This is a genomic window from Pseudomonas thermotolerans DSM 14292 (assembly GCF_000364625.1).
Taxonomy (GTDB): Bacteria; Pseudomonadota; Gammaproteobacteria; order Pseudomonadales; family Pseudomonadaceae; genus Aquipseudomonas; species Aquipseudomonas thermotolerans.
In genome coordinates, this window is the sequence record NZ_KB822601.1 from 142,937 (window position 1) to 157,339 (window position 14,403).

Here is a 14,403-nt window from a genome sequence, read left to right on the forward strand (position 1 = left end):
GTATCTCGACGCTGCCTGCTGACCTTTGCGGCGGCTTCATGTAGTATGCCGCGCCTCGGACTACAAAACGGGGCAAACCCCGGGTCCACGCGGATCCAGAGCAGAGTGAGGCAAGCAATGACTGAGCGCGTTCAAGTCGGTGGCCTGCAGGTCGCCAAAGTGCTGTTCGACTTCGTAAACAACGAAGCCATTCCCGGTACCGGCGTCTCCGCCGAGCAGTTCTGGAAGGGTGCCGAAGCGGTCATCAATGACCTCGCCCCGAAGAACAAAGCACTGCTTGCCAAGCGCGACGAGCTGCAGGCGAAGATCGACGCTTGGCACCAGGCACGCGCCGGCCAGCCCCACGACGCCGCCGCCTACAAGGCCTTCCTTCAGGAAATCGGCTACCTGCTGCCGGAGGCCGAGGACTTCCAGGCCACCACCAGCAACGTCGACGCCGAGATCGCCACTACCGCCGGCCCGCAGCTGGTGGTGCCGGTGATGAACGCGCGCTTCGCCCTGAACGCCGCCAACGCCCGCTGGGGCTCGCTGTACGACGCCCTATACGGAACCGACGTGATTCCCGAGGAAGGCGGCGCCGAGAAGGGCAAGGGCTACAACAAGGTGCGCGGTGACAAGGTGATCGCCTACGCCCGCGCCTTCCTCGACGAAGCCGCGCCCCTGGCCAGCGGCAGCCACGCCGAGGCGACCGCCTACCGCGTGGAAGGCGGCCAGCTGGTGGTGGCCCTGCAGAACGGCAGCACCACCGGCCTGGCCCAGCCCGAGAAGTTCGTCGGCTACGTCGGCGACGCAGCCGCGCCCCAGGGCGTGCTGCTGAAGAACAACGGCCTGCACTTCGAGATCCAGATCGACCGCGCCAGCCCGATCGGTAGCACCGACGCCGCCGGCGTCAAGGACGTGCTGATGGAGGCCGCGCTGACCACCATCATGGACTGCGAGGACTCGGTGGCCGCCGTGGACGCCGACGACAAGGTGGTGGTCTACCGCAACTGGCTGGGCCTGATGAAGGGCGACCTGGCCGAGGAAGTGACCAAGAACGGCAACACCTTCACCCGGACCATGAACCCGGACCGCGTCTACACCAAGGCCGACGGTTCCGAGCTGGTCCTCCACGGCCGTTCCCTGCTGTTCGTGCGCAACGTCGGCCACCTGATGACCAACGACGCGATTCTCGACCAGCACGGCAACGAGGTGCCGGAGGGCATCCAGGACGCGCTGTTCACCAGCCTGATCGCCATCCACAACCTGAACGGCAACACCACCCGCAAGAACAGCCGCACCGGCAGCGTGTACATCGTCAAGCCCAAGATGCACGGCCCCGAGGAAGTAGCCTTCACCAACGAGCTGTTCGGCCGCGTCGAGGACGTCCTCGGCCTGGCACGCAACACCCTGAAGGTCGGCATCATGGACGAGGAGCGGCGTACCACCGTCAACCTCAAGGCCTGCATCAAGGAAGCCCGTGAGCGCGTGGTGTTCATCAACACCGGCTTCCTCGACCGTACCGGCGACGAGATCCACACCTCCATGGAGGCCGGCCCCATGGTGCGCAAGGGTGCCATGAAGACCGAGACCTGGATCCAGGCCTACGAGAACAACAACGTCGACGTCGGCCTGGCCTGCGGCCTGCAGGGCCGCGCGCAGATCGGCAAGGGCATGTGGGCCATGCCGGACATGATGGCGGCGATGGTCGAGCAAAAGATCGCCCACCCGCTGTCCGGCGCCAACACCGCCTGGGTGCCCTCGCCGACCGCCGCCACCCTGCACGCCCTGCACTACCACAAGGTCGACGTGTTCGCCCGTCAGGCCGAGCTGGCCAAGCGCACCCCGGCCTCGGTGGACGACATCCTGACCATCCCGCTGGCCAAGGACACCAACTGGACGGCCGAGGAGATCCGCAACGAGCTGGACAACAACGCCCAGGGCATCCTCGGCTACGTGGTGCGCTGGATCGACCAAGGCGTCGGCTGCTCCAAGGTGCCGGACATCAACGACATCGGCCTGATGGAAGACCGTGCCACCCTGCGCATCTCCAGCCAACTGCTGGCCAACTGGCTGCGCCACGGCATCGTCACCCGCGAGCAGATCGTCGAGAGCCTGGAGCGCATGGCCTTGGTGGTGGACCGGCAGAACGCCAACGACCCCAACTACCGGCCGATGGCGCCGAACTTCGCCGACAGCGTCGCCTTCCAGGCCGCCCTGGAGCTGGTGCTGGAAGGCACCAAGCAGCCCAACGGCTACACCGAGCCGGTGCTGCACCGCCGGCGCCGCGAGTTCAAGGCCAAGTACGGCCGCTAAGCTCCGCTGCAACGCCAAGGGCCGCCCTCCGGGGCGGCCTTTTCGTTTGCGCGACCGGCACCGGCCGTCCTGTCCTGCACCGGCCGGGAAACGCCAGCCGCTGCGCGAAAGCGTCATCCCCCGATACGGAGAGTTGATTTGGTCGGGCAAAATCCCAATCTAGAGGGCGGGGCCGAGGGAAGGATAGAAAGAATCAATTCATCCAATTCCTTCAATCAATTTATCCTTTGGAACCCAATGAACTACTATGGCCCCGTCAAATTTCCAAACCCAGAAGGAGTTCTGTGATGTCTCTGATCAACACTCAGATCCAGCCGTTCAAAGTCAACGCTTTCCACGCGGGCAAATTCGTCGAAATCACTGACGAAACCCTGAAAGGCAAATGGTCCGTCCTGATCTTCATGCCGGCCGCCTTCACCTTCAACTGCCCGACCGAAATCGAAGACGCTGCCGACAACTACGCCGAGTTCCAGAAAGCCGGCGCCGAAGTGTACGTCGTGACCACCGACACCCACTTCTCTCACAAGGTCTGGCACGAAACCTCCAAGGCTGTCGGCAAGGCCCAGTTCCCGCTGATCGGCGACCCGACCCACCAGCTGACCCGTGCCTTCGGCGTGCACATCGAGGAAGAAGGTCTGGCTCTGCGCGGCACCTTCATCATCAACCCGGAAGGCGTGATCAAGACCATGGAGATCCACTCCAACGAGATCGCCCGTGACGTGTCGGAAACCCTGCGCAAGCTGAAAGCTGCCCAGTACACCGCCGCTCACCCGGGTGAAGTCTGCCCGGCCAAGTGGAAAGAAGGCGCAGCCACTCTGACCCCGTCCCTGGACCTGGTCGGCAAGATCTAAGGATCTTCGCGGGGCCCCGGCCCCGCTTGCCCTGCGCTTCGTCGGCTGCGATCCAGCCGCAAGTGCCCGAACGCCCGGGCGCAACCCGTCCGGGCGTTCGTTTGTCCGCAATTCGCTGAAGGATTTCCGCCATGTTGGATGCCAACCTGAAAACCCAGTTGAAGGCCTACCTCGAGAAGGTCTCCCAGCCGTTCGAGATCGTCGCGTCCCTTGATGACAGCGCGAAATCCCGGGAACTGCTGGACCTCCTCAACGACATCGTCGGCCTGACCGACAAGATCACCCTGAAGACCGACGGCACCGATCCCCGCCGTCCGTCGTTCGCGCTGAACCGTCCCGGCGCGGACATCGGCCTGCGCTTCGCAGGCATTCCCATGGGCCACGAATTCACCTCCCTGGTGCTGGCCCTGCTGCAGGTCGGCGGCCACCCGCCGAAGCTGGACGAGGAAACCATCGAGCGCATCCGCGGCATCGACGGCCGCTTCGAGTTCGAAACCTACTTCTCGCTGTCCTGCCAGAACTGCCCTGACGTGGTCCAGGCCCTGAACCTCATGGCGGTGCTCAACCCGAACATCCGCCACGTGGCCATCGACGGCGCGCTGTTCCAGGAAGAAGTGGAAAGCCGCCAGATCATGGCCGTGCCGAGCATCTACCTGAACGGCGAGCACTTCGGCCAGGGCCGCATGGGCGTAGCCGAGATCCTCGCCAAGATCGACACCGGCGCCGCCTCCCGCGAAGCCGAGAAGATGAACGCCAAGGATCCCTTCGACGTGCTGGTGGTGGGCGGTGGCCCGGCCGGCGCCGCAGCGGCCATCTACGCCGCGCGCAAGGGCATCCGCACCGGGGTGGCGGCCGAGCGCTTCGGCGGCCAGGTGCTGGACACCATGGCCATCGAGAACTTCATCTCGGTGCCGGAGACCGAAGGCCCGAAACTGGCCCGCGCCCTGGAAGAGCACGTCAAGCAGTACCCGGTGGACGTGATGAACGTGCAGCGTGCCAGTGCGCTGATCCCCGCCGAACAGGAAGGCGGCCTGCACGAGGTGCGCTTCGAGAACGGCTCCAGCCTCAAGGCCAAGACCGTGATCCTCGCCACCGGCGCCCGCTGGCGCGAGATGAACGTGCCCGGCGAACAGGAGTACAAGGCCCGCGGCGTGTGCTTCTGCCCGCACTGCGACGGCCCGCTGTTCAAGGGCAAGCGCGTGGCGGTGATCGGCGGCGGTAACTCCGGCGTCGAGGCGGCCATCGACCTGGCCGGCATCGTCTCCCACGTCACCCTGCTGGAGTTCGACGACAAGCTGCGCGCCGACGCCGTGCTGCAGAACAAGCTGAACAGCCTGCCCAACGTCACGGTGATCAAGAGCGCGCTGACCACCGAGGTGAAGGGCGACGGCAACAAGGTCACCGGCCTGGTCTACAAGGACCGCACCACCGACGAGCTGAAGTCCCTGGAGCTGGAAGGCATCTTCGTGCAGATCGGTCTGCTGCCCAACAGCGACTGGCTGAAAGGCACCGTGGAGCTCTCCCCGCGCGGCGAGATCGTCACCGACGAACGCGGCGCCACCTCGGTGCCCGGCGTGTTCGCGGCCGGCGACGTGACCACCGTGCCCTACAAGCAGATCGTCATCGCCGTCGGCGAAGGAGCCAAGGCCGCCCTGAGCGCCTTCGACTACCTGATCCGCAACTGACCGCACCTGCCCGCGAAAGCCGCCGCCTGCCCGCGCAGCCGGCGGCTTTTTGCCGTCTGCGACTTAGGTCCAATGGGCAACCGGGCGCAGCGCGCCGACCATGGGGATATCGCTCGACCCAGTACAACAACCATCATGAGCAAGCGCGACGCCCTCGCCGAGGCGGGCAAGACCGCGGTCCTCCAGAACATCCACGGCCTGATGGAGTTCCTGCGCAAGTTCCCGCCGTTCAACCAGATGGAGAACGCCCACCTGGCCTTCCTGGTGGAGCACTGCCAGCTGCGCTTCTACGCCCAGGGCGAGAGCATCCTCAAGCCAGACGACGGTCCGGTGCAGCACTTCTACATCGTCAAGCAGGGCCGGGTGGTCGGCGAACGCCCGCACAGCGCGCGGCGCGGCACCGAGACCACCTTCGAGATCGCCACCGGCGAGTGCTTCCCGCTCGCCGCCCTGCTCGGCGAACGGGCCACCCGCACCGAACACCTGGCCGGCGAGGATACCTTCTGCCTGCTGCTTGGCAAGGACGCCTTCGTGCGCCTGTTCGCCCTCTCCACGCCGTTCCGCGACTTCGCCCTGCGCGGGGTGAGCAGCCTGCTCGACCAGGTCAACCAGCAGGTCAAGCTGAATGCCGCCGCCGACCTCGGCGCCCAGTACTCGCTGGACACCCCGCTGCGCGAGCTCGCCATGCAGCAGCCGGTCACCTGCCCGCCGCACACCCCGCTGCGCGCCGCGGTCCAGCGCATGCACGAGGCCCACGTCGGCAGCATCGTGGTGGTCGACGCCGCGCAGCGGCCGCTGGGCATCTTCACCCTGCGCGACCTGCGCCGGGTGATTGGCGAGGCCAGCGCCGGGCTGGAGCAGCCGCTCGCCGAAGTGATGACCCAGCGGCCCTTCCACCTGCCGCCGGAGGCCAGTGCCTTCGACGCGGCCATGGCCATGACCGAGCGGCACATCGCCCACGTATGCCTGGTGGAAAACGAGCGCCTCACCGGCGTGGTCTCCGAGCGCGACCTGTTCGCCCTGCAGCGCGTCGACCTGGTCCACTTGGCGCGTACCATCCGCCACGCCGGGCGCATCGAGACCCTGGCCGCGCTGCGCAACGACATCCTCCGCCTGGTCGACAACATGCTCGCCCATGGCGCCAGCTCGACGCAGATCACTCGGCTGATCACCCAACTCAACGACCACACGGTATGCCGCACCATCGAGCTGTGCCTCGAGGAAATGGGCGACCCCGGCATCCCCTTCACCTGGCTGTGCTTCGGCAGCGAGGGGCGCCGCGAGCAGACCCTGTACACCGATCAGGACAACGGCATCCTCTTCGACGCTGCCAGTCCCGCCGAGGCGGCCCTGCTGCGCGGCCGCCTGCTGCCGCTGGCCGAGCGCATCAACCAGGCCCTGGCGCAGTGCGGCTTCGCCCTCTGCCCGGGGCAGGTGATGGCCGGCAACCCCGAGCTGTGCCTGTCCCGCGACGAATGGGCACGGCGCTTCGCCGCCCTGGTCAGCGAGGCGACCCCCGAGCACCTGCTGGGCTCGACCATCTACTTCGACCTGCGTGCCGTGTGGGGCCCGGAGGACGGCTGCGAGCAACTGCGCGAGCAGATCCTTGCCGACGTTGCCGGCAACCCGGCGTTCCAACGCCAGATGGCCACCAACGCACTGCGCCAGCGCCCGCCAGTGGGGCGCTTCCGCGAGTTCCTGGTGACCCGCCGGAACGGTGACGCGGCGGGCACCCTGGACCTGAAGGTGCAGGGCCTGACCCCCTTCGTCGACGGCGCCCGGCTGCTCGCCCTGGCGCACGGGGTGACCGTCACCGGCACCCTGGAGCGCCTCGCCGAGCTGGTCCGCCGCGGGGTGATCGACGCCCAGGACGGTGCCGCCTACGAGGAGGCCTACCACTTCATCCAGCAGACCCGCCTGCGCCAGCACCAGCAGCAGGCGCGCCGCCAGCAGCCCTATTCGAATCGCCTGGATCCGGACGACCTCAACCATCTGGACCGGCGCATCCTCCGCGAATCCTTCCGCCAGGCCCAGCGCCTGCAGAGCAGCCTGGCGCTGAGGTACCAGCTATGAACGCCTTCACCAGCTGGCTGCAACGCCGCGGCCCGCAACTCTCCGCCGAGCAGCGCGCCCGCCTGGCCCGACTGCCGGCCGCTGCGCCCCTGAGCGAAGGGCCGCTGGCCGGCGAGCGCCTGGTGGTGCTGGACCTGGAGACCAGCGGCCTCGACCCGCGCCGCGACCAACTCCTGGCGATCGGCGCGGTAGTGATCCGGGACGGCGCCATCGACCTGGCCCAGCAGTTCGAGTGCACCCTGCGCAGCGAGCGCCTCTCGCCCGGCGCCAGCACCCTGATCCACGGCCTGGCGCCCAGCGCGATCGCCGCCGGGGCGGAGCCCACCGAAGCGCTGCTGGGCTTTCTGGAGTTCCTCGGCGACAGCCCGCTGCTCGCCTTCCACGCCGGCTTCGACCGCGGCGTGCTGAGTCGCGCCCTGCGCCAGCAACTCGGCTATCGCCTGCAGCACCCCTGCCTCGACGTCGCCGAGCTGGCCCCGCTGCTCTGCCCGCAGGCCCACCTGCGCGAGGCCGGGCTGGACGACTGGATCGGCCACTTCGGCCTGCGCGTCGAGCAGCGCCACCACGCCAGCGCCGACGCCCTGGCCACCGCGGAGATCGCCCTGATCCTGTTCAGCCACGCCCGCCGCCAGGGCCTGGACAGCCTTGCCGCCCTCGCCCGCCGCCTGCAGCGCTGGCGCCAGCGCCAGCTGGCGCCGTCCCTCTAGGCCGGACCATTGGCGGCGGCGGCACGGCCGGGTAATGTCGAAACCGCCGCGCCGGGAGCACGGTTCCGCAGCGCAGGCTAGCCTTCCAGGAACGACACGCCCGGACCGCTGCGGCCCCGGGTGCCACGACCAGCAGCTTCGGAGTCCGCCATGAGCACCCCCGGCATGCCCCTGTTTCACTCGCCCACCTCCCCCTTTGTGCGCAAGATCATGGTGCTGCTCCACGAGACCGGCCAGTTGGGACGGGTCGCCGTGGAGACGGTGCAGCCGGCGCCGACCAGCCCCAGTGAAGCGCTCAACGCGATCAATCCGGTCGGCAAGGTACCCGCCCTGCGCCTGGCCGACGGTCAGGTGCTGTACGACAGCCGGGTGATCTTCGACTACCTGGACAGCCAGCACGTCGGCGAGCCGCTGATCCCTCGCGAGGGCAGCGCCCGCTGGCGGCGCCTGACCCTGGCCGCGCTGGCCGACGCCATCCTCGAGGCGGCGGTGCTGATCCGCTACGAGACCGCCCTGCGCCCGGCCGACAGGCAGTGGCCGGCCTGGCGGGACGCTCAGCAGGGCAAGATCGAGCGCGCCCTCGCCGAGCTGGAGGAACAGGCACTGGCCGAGCTGAGCTGCCACTTCGACGTGGCGGCCATCGGCGTGGCCTGTGCCCTCGGCTACCTGGACCTGCGCCTGCCCGCGCTCGACTGGCGCGCCCGCTGCCCGCGGCTGGCCGCCTGGTACGCGGAAACCCGCCGGCGCCCGTCGCTCCAGGCCACCGAGCCGCCGGCGCTCTGAGCGCGCGCCCGCTCAGGCACTGCGGATGTACTGCTGCAGCTGCTCGATCAGGTTCTCCTGCTCGCTGGTGACGTCGCGCACCAGGTCGCGGATCGACAGCAGCCCGACCAGCTCGCCCTGCTCCAGCACCGGCAGGTGGCGCAGGTTCTTCTCGATCATCAGCTGCATGCAGTACTGGTTGCTGTCGCTCAGGCCGACCACGAACAGCTCGTGGGTCATGATCTCGGCCACGCTGGTGTCCGGGCCGACGCAATACAGGTGGGAATCGGGTTTACCGCGCAGGAGATCGCCGACAGTCTTCATGAGTCCGTTCCTCGTCGCAGATGCTTGCGGTGAAGGGGCATGATGCGTTCCCTTCAATCAAGCACGCGGCGTGCCCACCCCGCGACCGCGCCGACGAACTGCAGGACCTCACGGCGGCGCCCCCTCAGTCACACCGGGGCTTGCGGGCGGTGAAGCGCCGCGCCGGGTCCACCGCGGCGTCGAACGCCACCAGCGCGCGAGAGCCGATCAGCAGCGGGTAGTTGAAGCGGCTGCGGTCGGCGAGGTTGACCTCGATCACCCGGCTCACCCCGTCCAGGCAAGCCTTCAGGGCGATCACCGGCCGCCGGGCGGCCTCGTCGCTCTCCTCCTCGTCCTCCTCGCTGCGGCTCTTGATCCGGCTGATCCGCGAGACGGGGAACTCGTAGAAGGTGTCGTCGGCCTCGCGGACGTCCAGGCGGAAGCGCACCCATTCCTCGCCGTCTCGCGAAAAGCGCCGGATGTTCCGGGCCGACAGCGAGGTGGTCAGCGCACCGGTGTCCAGCTTGGCCTTGAAGGTGCGGTTCAGCTCACCGAGGGCGACGTATTCGTAGCGGCCGTAGAGGGTCGGCTCGGCGGCCAGGACCGGCAGGGCGGCGAGCGTGAGCAGCACGGCAAGTGGTTTCACACGGGACTCCTTGGCGCAATGCGGTGCGATCTCGGACCGTCGCCCGCACGCCGGGTTCGCCGCGGCCGGACGGATGGCCACCCCTGCTATCATGGCGGCACCAGCCCCACAAGGAAAGCCCATGCGCCGCCTCGTCACCGGACTTGCCGTCAGCCTGCTGCTGCTTCTCAACACCCTGGTCCTGATCGGTCCGATGATGCTGATCGCCGTGCTCAAGCTGCTCCTGCCCGGGCAGCGCCTGCAGGATGCCTGCGCCTTCGGGGTGATGTGGATCGCCGAAACCTGGGCGGAGATCGACAAGTGGATCTTCGCCACCCTCACCCCGACCCGCTGGGACATCCGCGGCGCCGCCGACCTGCGCCGCGACGTCTCCTACCTGATCGTCAGCAACCACCAGAGCTGGGTGGACATCCCGGCGCTGGTCCAGACGTTCAACCGCAAGGCGCCGTTCTTCAAGTTCTTCCTGAAGAAGGAGCTGATCTGGGTGCCCTTCCTCGGCCTCGCCTGGTGGGCGCTCGACTACCCCTTCATGAAACGCTACAGCAAGACCTACCTGGCCAGGCACCCGGAGAAGCGCGGCCAGGATCTGCTGATCACCCGGCGCGCCTGCGAGAAGTTCAAGCGCTCGCCGGTCACCGTGGTCAACTACCTGGAGGGCACCCGCTTCACCCCGGCCAAGCACGCCGCCCAGCAGTCGCCCTACCGCCACCTGCTGAAGCCCAAGGCCGGCGGCGTGGCCTTCGTGCTCGCCGCCCTGGGTGACCAGCTCGACGCCCTGCTCGACGTCACCGTCTACTACCCCGGCGGCCGGGTGCCGGGCTTCTGGGCGCTGGCCAGCGGGCAGGTCGCCCAGGTGGTGGTGGACATCCGGACCCGCCCCCTGGACTCGTCGCTGTGGGCCGGCGACTACGAGGAAGACGAAGGTTTCCGACGTTTCGTGCAGGACTGGGTGAGCCGGCTGTGGGCCGAGAAGGACCGGCGCCTGGCGGCGCTGCGTGCGGAGTTCGGCGACCCGCTCTGAAAAATGCCCCGTCCCTGCGCACCCGAGCCCCCGGATGCACTGCCGCGGTTCAGCCCGCGCCGACCAATGGCCATCCGCCTCCTCGGGAAGCCGAAAAACGCTTTGAAAACCGAGGCCCAGGGCGACTTTCAGAAGTTGGCACGCACTCTGCATAAACCAGGGCAGACCCAGTTTTGGGGACCTTGGTACAGGCAGGCCGGGGAATCCCCTCTTTTATTCCGAGCGCAAGCTGATCCGCAGCCGCCATCGCCCGTCCGCCGCCGCACCGCGCCATTCGCCGTGCAGTGGCCGGGCGGCCACCAGCTCTAGGCGCAGACGATCCTTGCCTTCCGGCAGCGTCCGCCAGCTCACCGCCTTGCCGGCGACCCGCAGCTGCCCCCGCGCAGGCTCGCCGCTGGCCTCCAGATGAAGCACCAGCGCCCCGGCGATGCGTTCGCCGCGCAGCGGCGCCTCGCGGTCCAGCCAGAGCACCAGGCCGTCCTCCACCGCCTCCACCCGCTCCAGGTGCGCCGTCCCGTCGTCGGTCAGGCGCCCGAGCATCATGCCCAGCAGCAGGCCGAACAGCGCTAGCGAGGCGAAGAAGCGCCAGCCCATCTGCGGGCGCGGGGTCTCGGGAGTAGAATGCTGCCCGTCCTCAAGCGCGGAGCCGTGCATGTTTCACGTCATCCTGTTCCAACCGGAAATTCCGCCGAATACCGGCAACATTATCAGGCTGTGCGCCAACAGCGGCTGCAGCCTGCACCTGATCGAGCCGCTCGGCTTCGAACTGGACGACAAGCGCCTGCGCCGCGCCGGCCTGGACTACCACGAGTACGCCCCGCTGCAGCGCCACCCCGACCTGGCAGGCTGCCTGGCGAGCCTCGGCCAGCCGCGCCTGTTCGCCTTCACCACCAAGGGTTCGCAGCCCTACCACCAGGTCCGCTACCAGCCCGGCGACGCCTTCCTGTTCGGCCCGGAAAGCCGTGGTCTGCCGGACGAGGTGCGCAACGCCCTGCCGGCGGAGCGACTCATCCGTCTGCCGATGCGCCCCGGCTGCCGCAGCCTGAATCTCTCCAACAGCGTGGCGGTCACCGTCTACGAGGCCTGGCGGCAGCACGACTTCGCCGGCGCCTGAGCGCCGCCCATAAAAAACGCCGCTTACGAAGCGGCGTTTCGGGTGACGCGCTGCCTCAGGCCTGCGCCGGTGCGTTGCCGGCCTGCTGCATGCGGGCCAGTTCCTGGGCGTAGAGGGCGTCGAAGTTCACCGGGGCGAGCATCAGCGCCGGGAAGGAGCCGCGCACCACCAGGCTGTCCAGGGTCTCCCGGGCATAGGGGAAGAGGATGCTCGGGCAGAAGGCGCCCAGGGTGTGGCTCATGGCCGCGGCGTCCAGGCCGCGGATCAGGAAGATGCCGGCCTGCTGCACTTCGGCGATGAAGGCGATCTCCTCGCCGGTCTTGACGGTCACCGAGAGGGTCAGCACCACCTCGTGGAAGTCGCCGTCTAGGGCCTTCTGGCGGGTGTTGAGGTCCAGGGAGAGGCTCGGCGCCCACTCCTGGCGGAAGATTTCCGGGCTCTTCGGCGCTTCGAAGGACAGGTCCTTCACGTAGATGCGCTGCAGGGAGAATTGCGGGTTCTGCTCGCCCTGGGCGGCAGCGCCGTTGCTTGCTTGTTCGGTCATGTGTGGCCTTCCGAATTGTCTGTGGGGCTGTTGTATTCAGGCCTTGAGCAGCGCGTCGAGACGGCCGGCGCGCTCCAGGGCGTAGAGATCGTCGCATCCACCCACGTGGGTGGCGCCGATCCAGATCTGCGGTACCGAGGTACGTCCGGCCTTGGCGGCCATCTCGGCGCGCACCTGCGGCTGGCCGTCCACGCGGATCTCGGTGAACTCGACGCCCTTGCTGCTCAGCAGCTGCTTGGCGCGGATGCAGTAGGGGCACCAGTCACTGGAATAGATGACGACCTCGGGCATGTCACTTCACCACCGGCAGGTTCTCGCCACGCCAGGTGGCAATGCCACCGGTCAGGCGGGCGACGTTGAAGCCGGCCTTCTTCAGCTCGCGGCAAACGGTGCCGGCGTGCTGGCCCATGGCATCCACCACCACCAGGGTCTTTTCGCGGTGCTTCTCCAGCTCGACGATGCGACTGGCCAGCTTGTCGTAGGGGATGTTCAGCGCCCCGGCGATGTGTCCGGCGGAGAACTCCTTGCTGGGCCGCACGTCCACCACCAGACCGCTGCCGGCATTGACCAGGCTGGTCAGCTCGCGGGGGCTGAGGCTTTTGCCACCGCGGTTCAGCTCGGTGACGACGAGCAGCACCAGGAGGATGACGAACAATCCACTCAGTACATAGTGGTTAGAGACAAATTCAATCAGCTGGGCAAACATCTCGTGGTTCCACGGCCATAAAATGGCGGCCAGTATACACAGGCCCACAGGTCGGCCAAAGTCCGCGCGGCGGTGACGCAAACGGCCCGTTGCCGCTAGAATGCCGCTCCTTTTTTGGCCCCTTCCAGCAAGAGTCGAACTATGTCTGCCACGCCAAAACCGCTGGTACTCATCATCCTCGACGGCTTCGGCCACAGCAACAGCCCCGAATCCAACGCCATCCACGCCGCCCGCACCCCGGTCTACGACCGTCTGCGCGCCACCCAGCCGCACGGTCTGATCTCCGGCAGCGGCATGGACGTCGGCCTGCCGGACGGGCAGATGGGCAACTCCGAGGTCGGCCACATGAACCTCGGCGCCGGCCGCGTGGTGTACCAGGACTTCACCCGCATCACCAAGGCGATCCGCGACGGCGAGTTCTTCGAAAACCCGGCGATCACCGCGGCGGTGGACAAGGCGGTGGGCGCCGGCAAGGCGGTGCACATCATGGGCCTGCTGTCCGACGGTGGCGTGCACAGCCACCAGGACCACATCGTCGCCATGACCGAGCTGGCCGCCCGGCGCGGTGCCGAGAAGATCTACCTGCACGCCTTCCTCGACGGCCGCGACACTCCGCCGAAGAGCGCGCAGAGCTCCCTGGAGCTGCTCGACGCCACCTTCGCGCGCCTCGGCAAGGGCCGCATCGCCAGCCTGATCGGCCGCTACTTCGCCATGGACCGCGACAACCGCTGGGAGCGCGTGCAGCAGGCCTACGAGCTGATCGTCGACAGCCGCGCCGAGTTCGACGCCGCCACTGCCGTGGAGGGCCTCTTGGCCGCCTACGAGCGCGGCGAGAGCGACGAGTTCGTCAAGGCCACCCGCATCGGCGCCGCCGCGCCGGTCGAGGACGGCGACGCCGTGGTGTTCATGAACTTCCGCGCCGACCGCGCCCGCGAACTGACCCGCGCCTTCGTCGAGGCCGACTTCCAGGGCTTCCCGCGCGTCCGCGTGCCGCAGCTGGCCGGCTACGTGATGCTCACCCAGTACGCGGCGAACATCCCGGCCCCAGCGGCCTTCGCCCCGGAATCCCTGGACAACGTGCTCGGCGAGTACCTGGCCAAGCACGGCAAGACCCAGTTGCGCATCGCCGAGACCGAGAAGTACGCCCACGTCACCTTCTTCTTCTCCGGCGGCCGCGAGGAGCCCTTCGCCGGCGAAGAGCGCATCCTCATCCCCTCGCCCAAGGTGGCCACCTACGACCTGCAGCCGGAGATGAGCGCCCCCGAGGTCACCGACAGGATCGTCGAGGCCATCGAGCAGCAGCGCTACGACGTCATCGTGGTCAACTACGCCAACGGCGACATGGTCGGCCACACCGGGGTCTTCGAAGCCGCGGTCAAGGCCGTGGAATGCCTGGATACCTGCATCGGCCGCATCACCGAAGCCCTGGAGAAGGTCGGTGGCGAGGCACTGATCACCGCCGACCACGGCAACGTCGAACAGATGGAAGACGAGACCACCGGTCAGGCGCACACCGCGCACACCTGCAAGCCGGTGCCCTTCATCTACGTCGGCAAGCGGCCACTGAAAGTCCGCGACGGCGGCGTGCTGGCCGACGTAGCGCCGACCATGCTCTACCTGCTGGGCATGGAGAAACCCGCGGAAATGACCGGCACCTCGATCCTGGTGCCGGCCTGACCTCCCCGCATCGCAGGGC

General features: G+C 67.9%; 15 protein-coding genes. 9 read left to right on the forward strand and 6 right to left on the reverse strand.

Annotated features, from left to right (window positions below; genetic code table 11):
- The first annotated feature begins 117 nt into the window (after nt 1-117).
- From H165_RS0103590 to H165_RS0103615, 6 genes are all read left to right on the forward strand, one after another.
- Nucleotides 118-2,295, forward strand: coding sequence for a malate synthase G (locus H165_RS0103590; protein ID WP_017937541.1), 2,178 nt, complete (start codon nt 118-120; stop codon nt 2,293-2,295).
- A 287-nt stretch (nt 2,296-2,582) separates the two neighbouring features.
- The gene (ahpC, locus tag H165_RS0103595) at nt 2,583-3,146 is read left to right on the forward strand and encodes an alkyl hydroperoxide reductase subunit C (protein ID WP_017937542.1); all 564 of its coding nucleotides are present in this window, start codon (nt 2,583-2,585) and stop codon (nt 3,144-3,146) included.
- Nucleotides 3,147-3,277: 131 nt separating this feature from the next.
- Nucleotides 3,278-4,831 (forward strand): alkyl hydroperoxide reductase subunit F, encoded by a 1,554-nt coding sequence (ahpF, locus tag H165_RS0103600; protein WP_017937543.1) that lies wholly within the window; start codon nt 3,278-3,280, stop codon nt 4,829-4,831.
- Between the two features lie 135 nt (nt 4,832-4,966).
- On the forward strand, nt 4,967-6,904 hold the full coding sequence (locus H165_RS0103605; protein WP_017937544.1) for a putative nucleotidyltransferase substrate binding domain-containing protein: 1,938 nt from the start codon (nt 4,967-4,969) through the stop codon (nt 6,902-6,904).
- On the forward strand, nt 6,901-7,611 hold the full coding sequence (locus H165_RS0103610; RefSeq protein WP_017937545.1) for a 3'-5' exonuclease: 711 nt from the start codon (nt 6,901-6,903) through the stop codon (nt 7,609-7,611). Before H165_RS0103605 ends, H165_RS0103610 begins: the two co-directional genes overlap by 4 nt.
- Nucleotides 7,612-7,761: 150 nt before the next feature.
- Nucleotides 7,762-8,394, forward strand: coding sequence for a glutathione S-transferase (locus H165_RS0103615; RefSeq protein WP_017937546.1), 633 nt, complete (start codon nt 7,762-7,764; stop codon nt 8,392-8,394).
- A 12-nt stretch (nt 8,395-8,406) separates the two neighbouring features.
- On the opposite strand, the gene H165_RS0103620 is transcribed toward H165_RS0103615, so the two are convergent.
- Nucleotides 8,407-8,697 (reverse strand): CBS domain-containing protein, encoded by a 291-nt coding sequence (locus tag H165_RS0103620; protein ID WP_017937547.1) that lies wholly within the window; start codon nt 8,695-8,697, stop codon nt 8,407-8,409.
- 124 nt (nt 8,698-8,821) lie between these two features.
- Nucleotides 8,822-9,322, reverse strand: a complete 501-nt coding sequence (locus H165_RS0103625; RefSeq protein ID WP_026146332.1) for an ATP-dependent zinc protease family protein — start codon at nt 9,320-9,322, stop codon at nt 8,822-8,824.
- 121 nt (nt 9,323-9,443) lie between these two features.
- Between H165_RS0103625 and H165_RS0103630 the strand changes: the two genes are divergently transcribed.
- A complete protein-coding gene (locus H165_RS0103630) occupies nt 9,444-10,343 on the forward strand; it encodes an acyltransferase (RefSeq protein ID WP_017937549.1) in 900 nt (299 codons plus the stop codon).
- A 213-nt stretch (nt 10,344-10,556) separates the two neighbouring features.
- On the opposite strand, the gene H165_RS0103635 is transcribed toward H165_RS0103630, so the two are convergent.
- Nucleotides 10,557-10,997, reverse strand: a complete 441-nt coding sequence (locus tag H165_RS0103635; RefSeq protein ID WP_017937550.1) for a hypothetical protein — start codon at nt 10,995-10,997, stop codon at nt 10,557-10,559.
- Between H165_RS0103635 and trmL the strand changes: the two genes are divergently transcribed.
- A complete protein-coding gene (gene trmL / locus H165_RS0103640; protein WP_017937551.1) occupies nt 10,996-11,457 on the forward strand; it encodes a tRNA (uridine(34)/cytosine(34)/5-carboxymethylaminomethyluridine(34)-2'-O)-methyltransferase TrmL in 462 nt (153 codons plus the stop codon). The genes H165_RS0103635 and trmL overlap by 2 nt on opposite strands.
- A gap of 55 nt (nt 11,458-11,512) precedes the next feature.
- Here trmL and secB read toward each other — a convergent pair whose 3' ends face one another.
- Genes secB through H165_RS0103655 form a run of 3 tightly spaced genes read right to left on the reverse strand, consistent with a single transcriptional unit; the run spans nt 11,513 to nt 12,707 of the window.
- Entirely contained in the window at nt 11,513-12,001 is a 489-nt protein-coding gene (gene secB, locus H165_RS0103645; protein WP_017937552.1) for a protein-export chaperone SecB, read from the reverse strand.
- A gap of 36 nt (nt 12,002-12,037) precedes the next feature.
- On the reverse strand, nt 12,038-12,292 hold the full coding sequence (grxC, locus tag H165_RS0103650) for a glutaredoxin 3 (protein ID WP_017937553.1): 255 nt from the start codon (nt 12,290-12,292) through the stop codon (nt 12,038-12,040).
- Between the two features lies 1 nt (nt 12,293).
- A complete protein-coding gene (locus tag H165_RS0103655) occupies nt 12,294-12,707 on the reverse strand; it encodes a rhodanese-like domain-containing protein (protein WP_026146333.1) in 414 nt (137 codons plus the stop codon).
- A gap of 141 nt (nt 12,708-12,848) precedes the next feature.
- Here H165_RS0103655 and gpmM point away from each other — a divergent pair, with 141 nt between their 5' ends.
- Nucleotides 12,849-14,384: a 2,3-bisphosphoglycerate-independent phosphoglycerate mutase gene (gene gpmM, locus H165_RS0103660; RefSeq protein ID WP_017937555.1), complete on the forward strand. Its 1,536-nt coding sequence runs from the start codon at nt 12,849-12,851 to the stop codon at nt 14,382-14,384.
- Nucleotides 14,385-14,403: the final 19 nt, after the last annotated feature.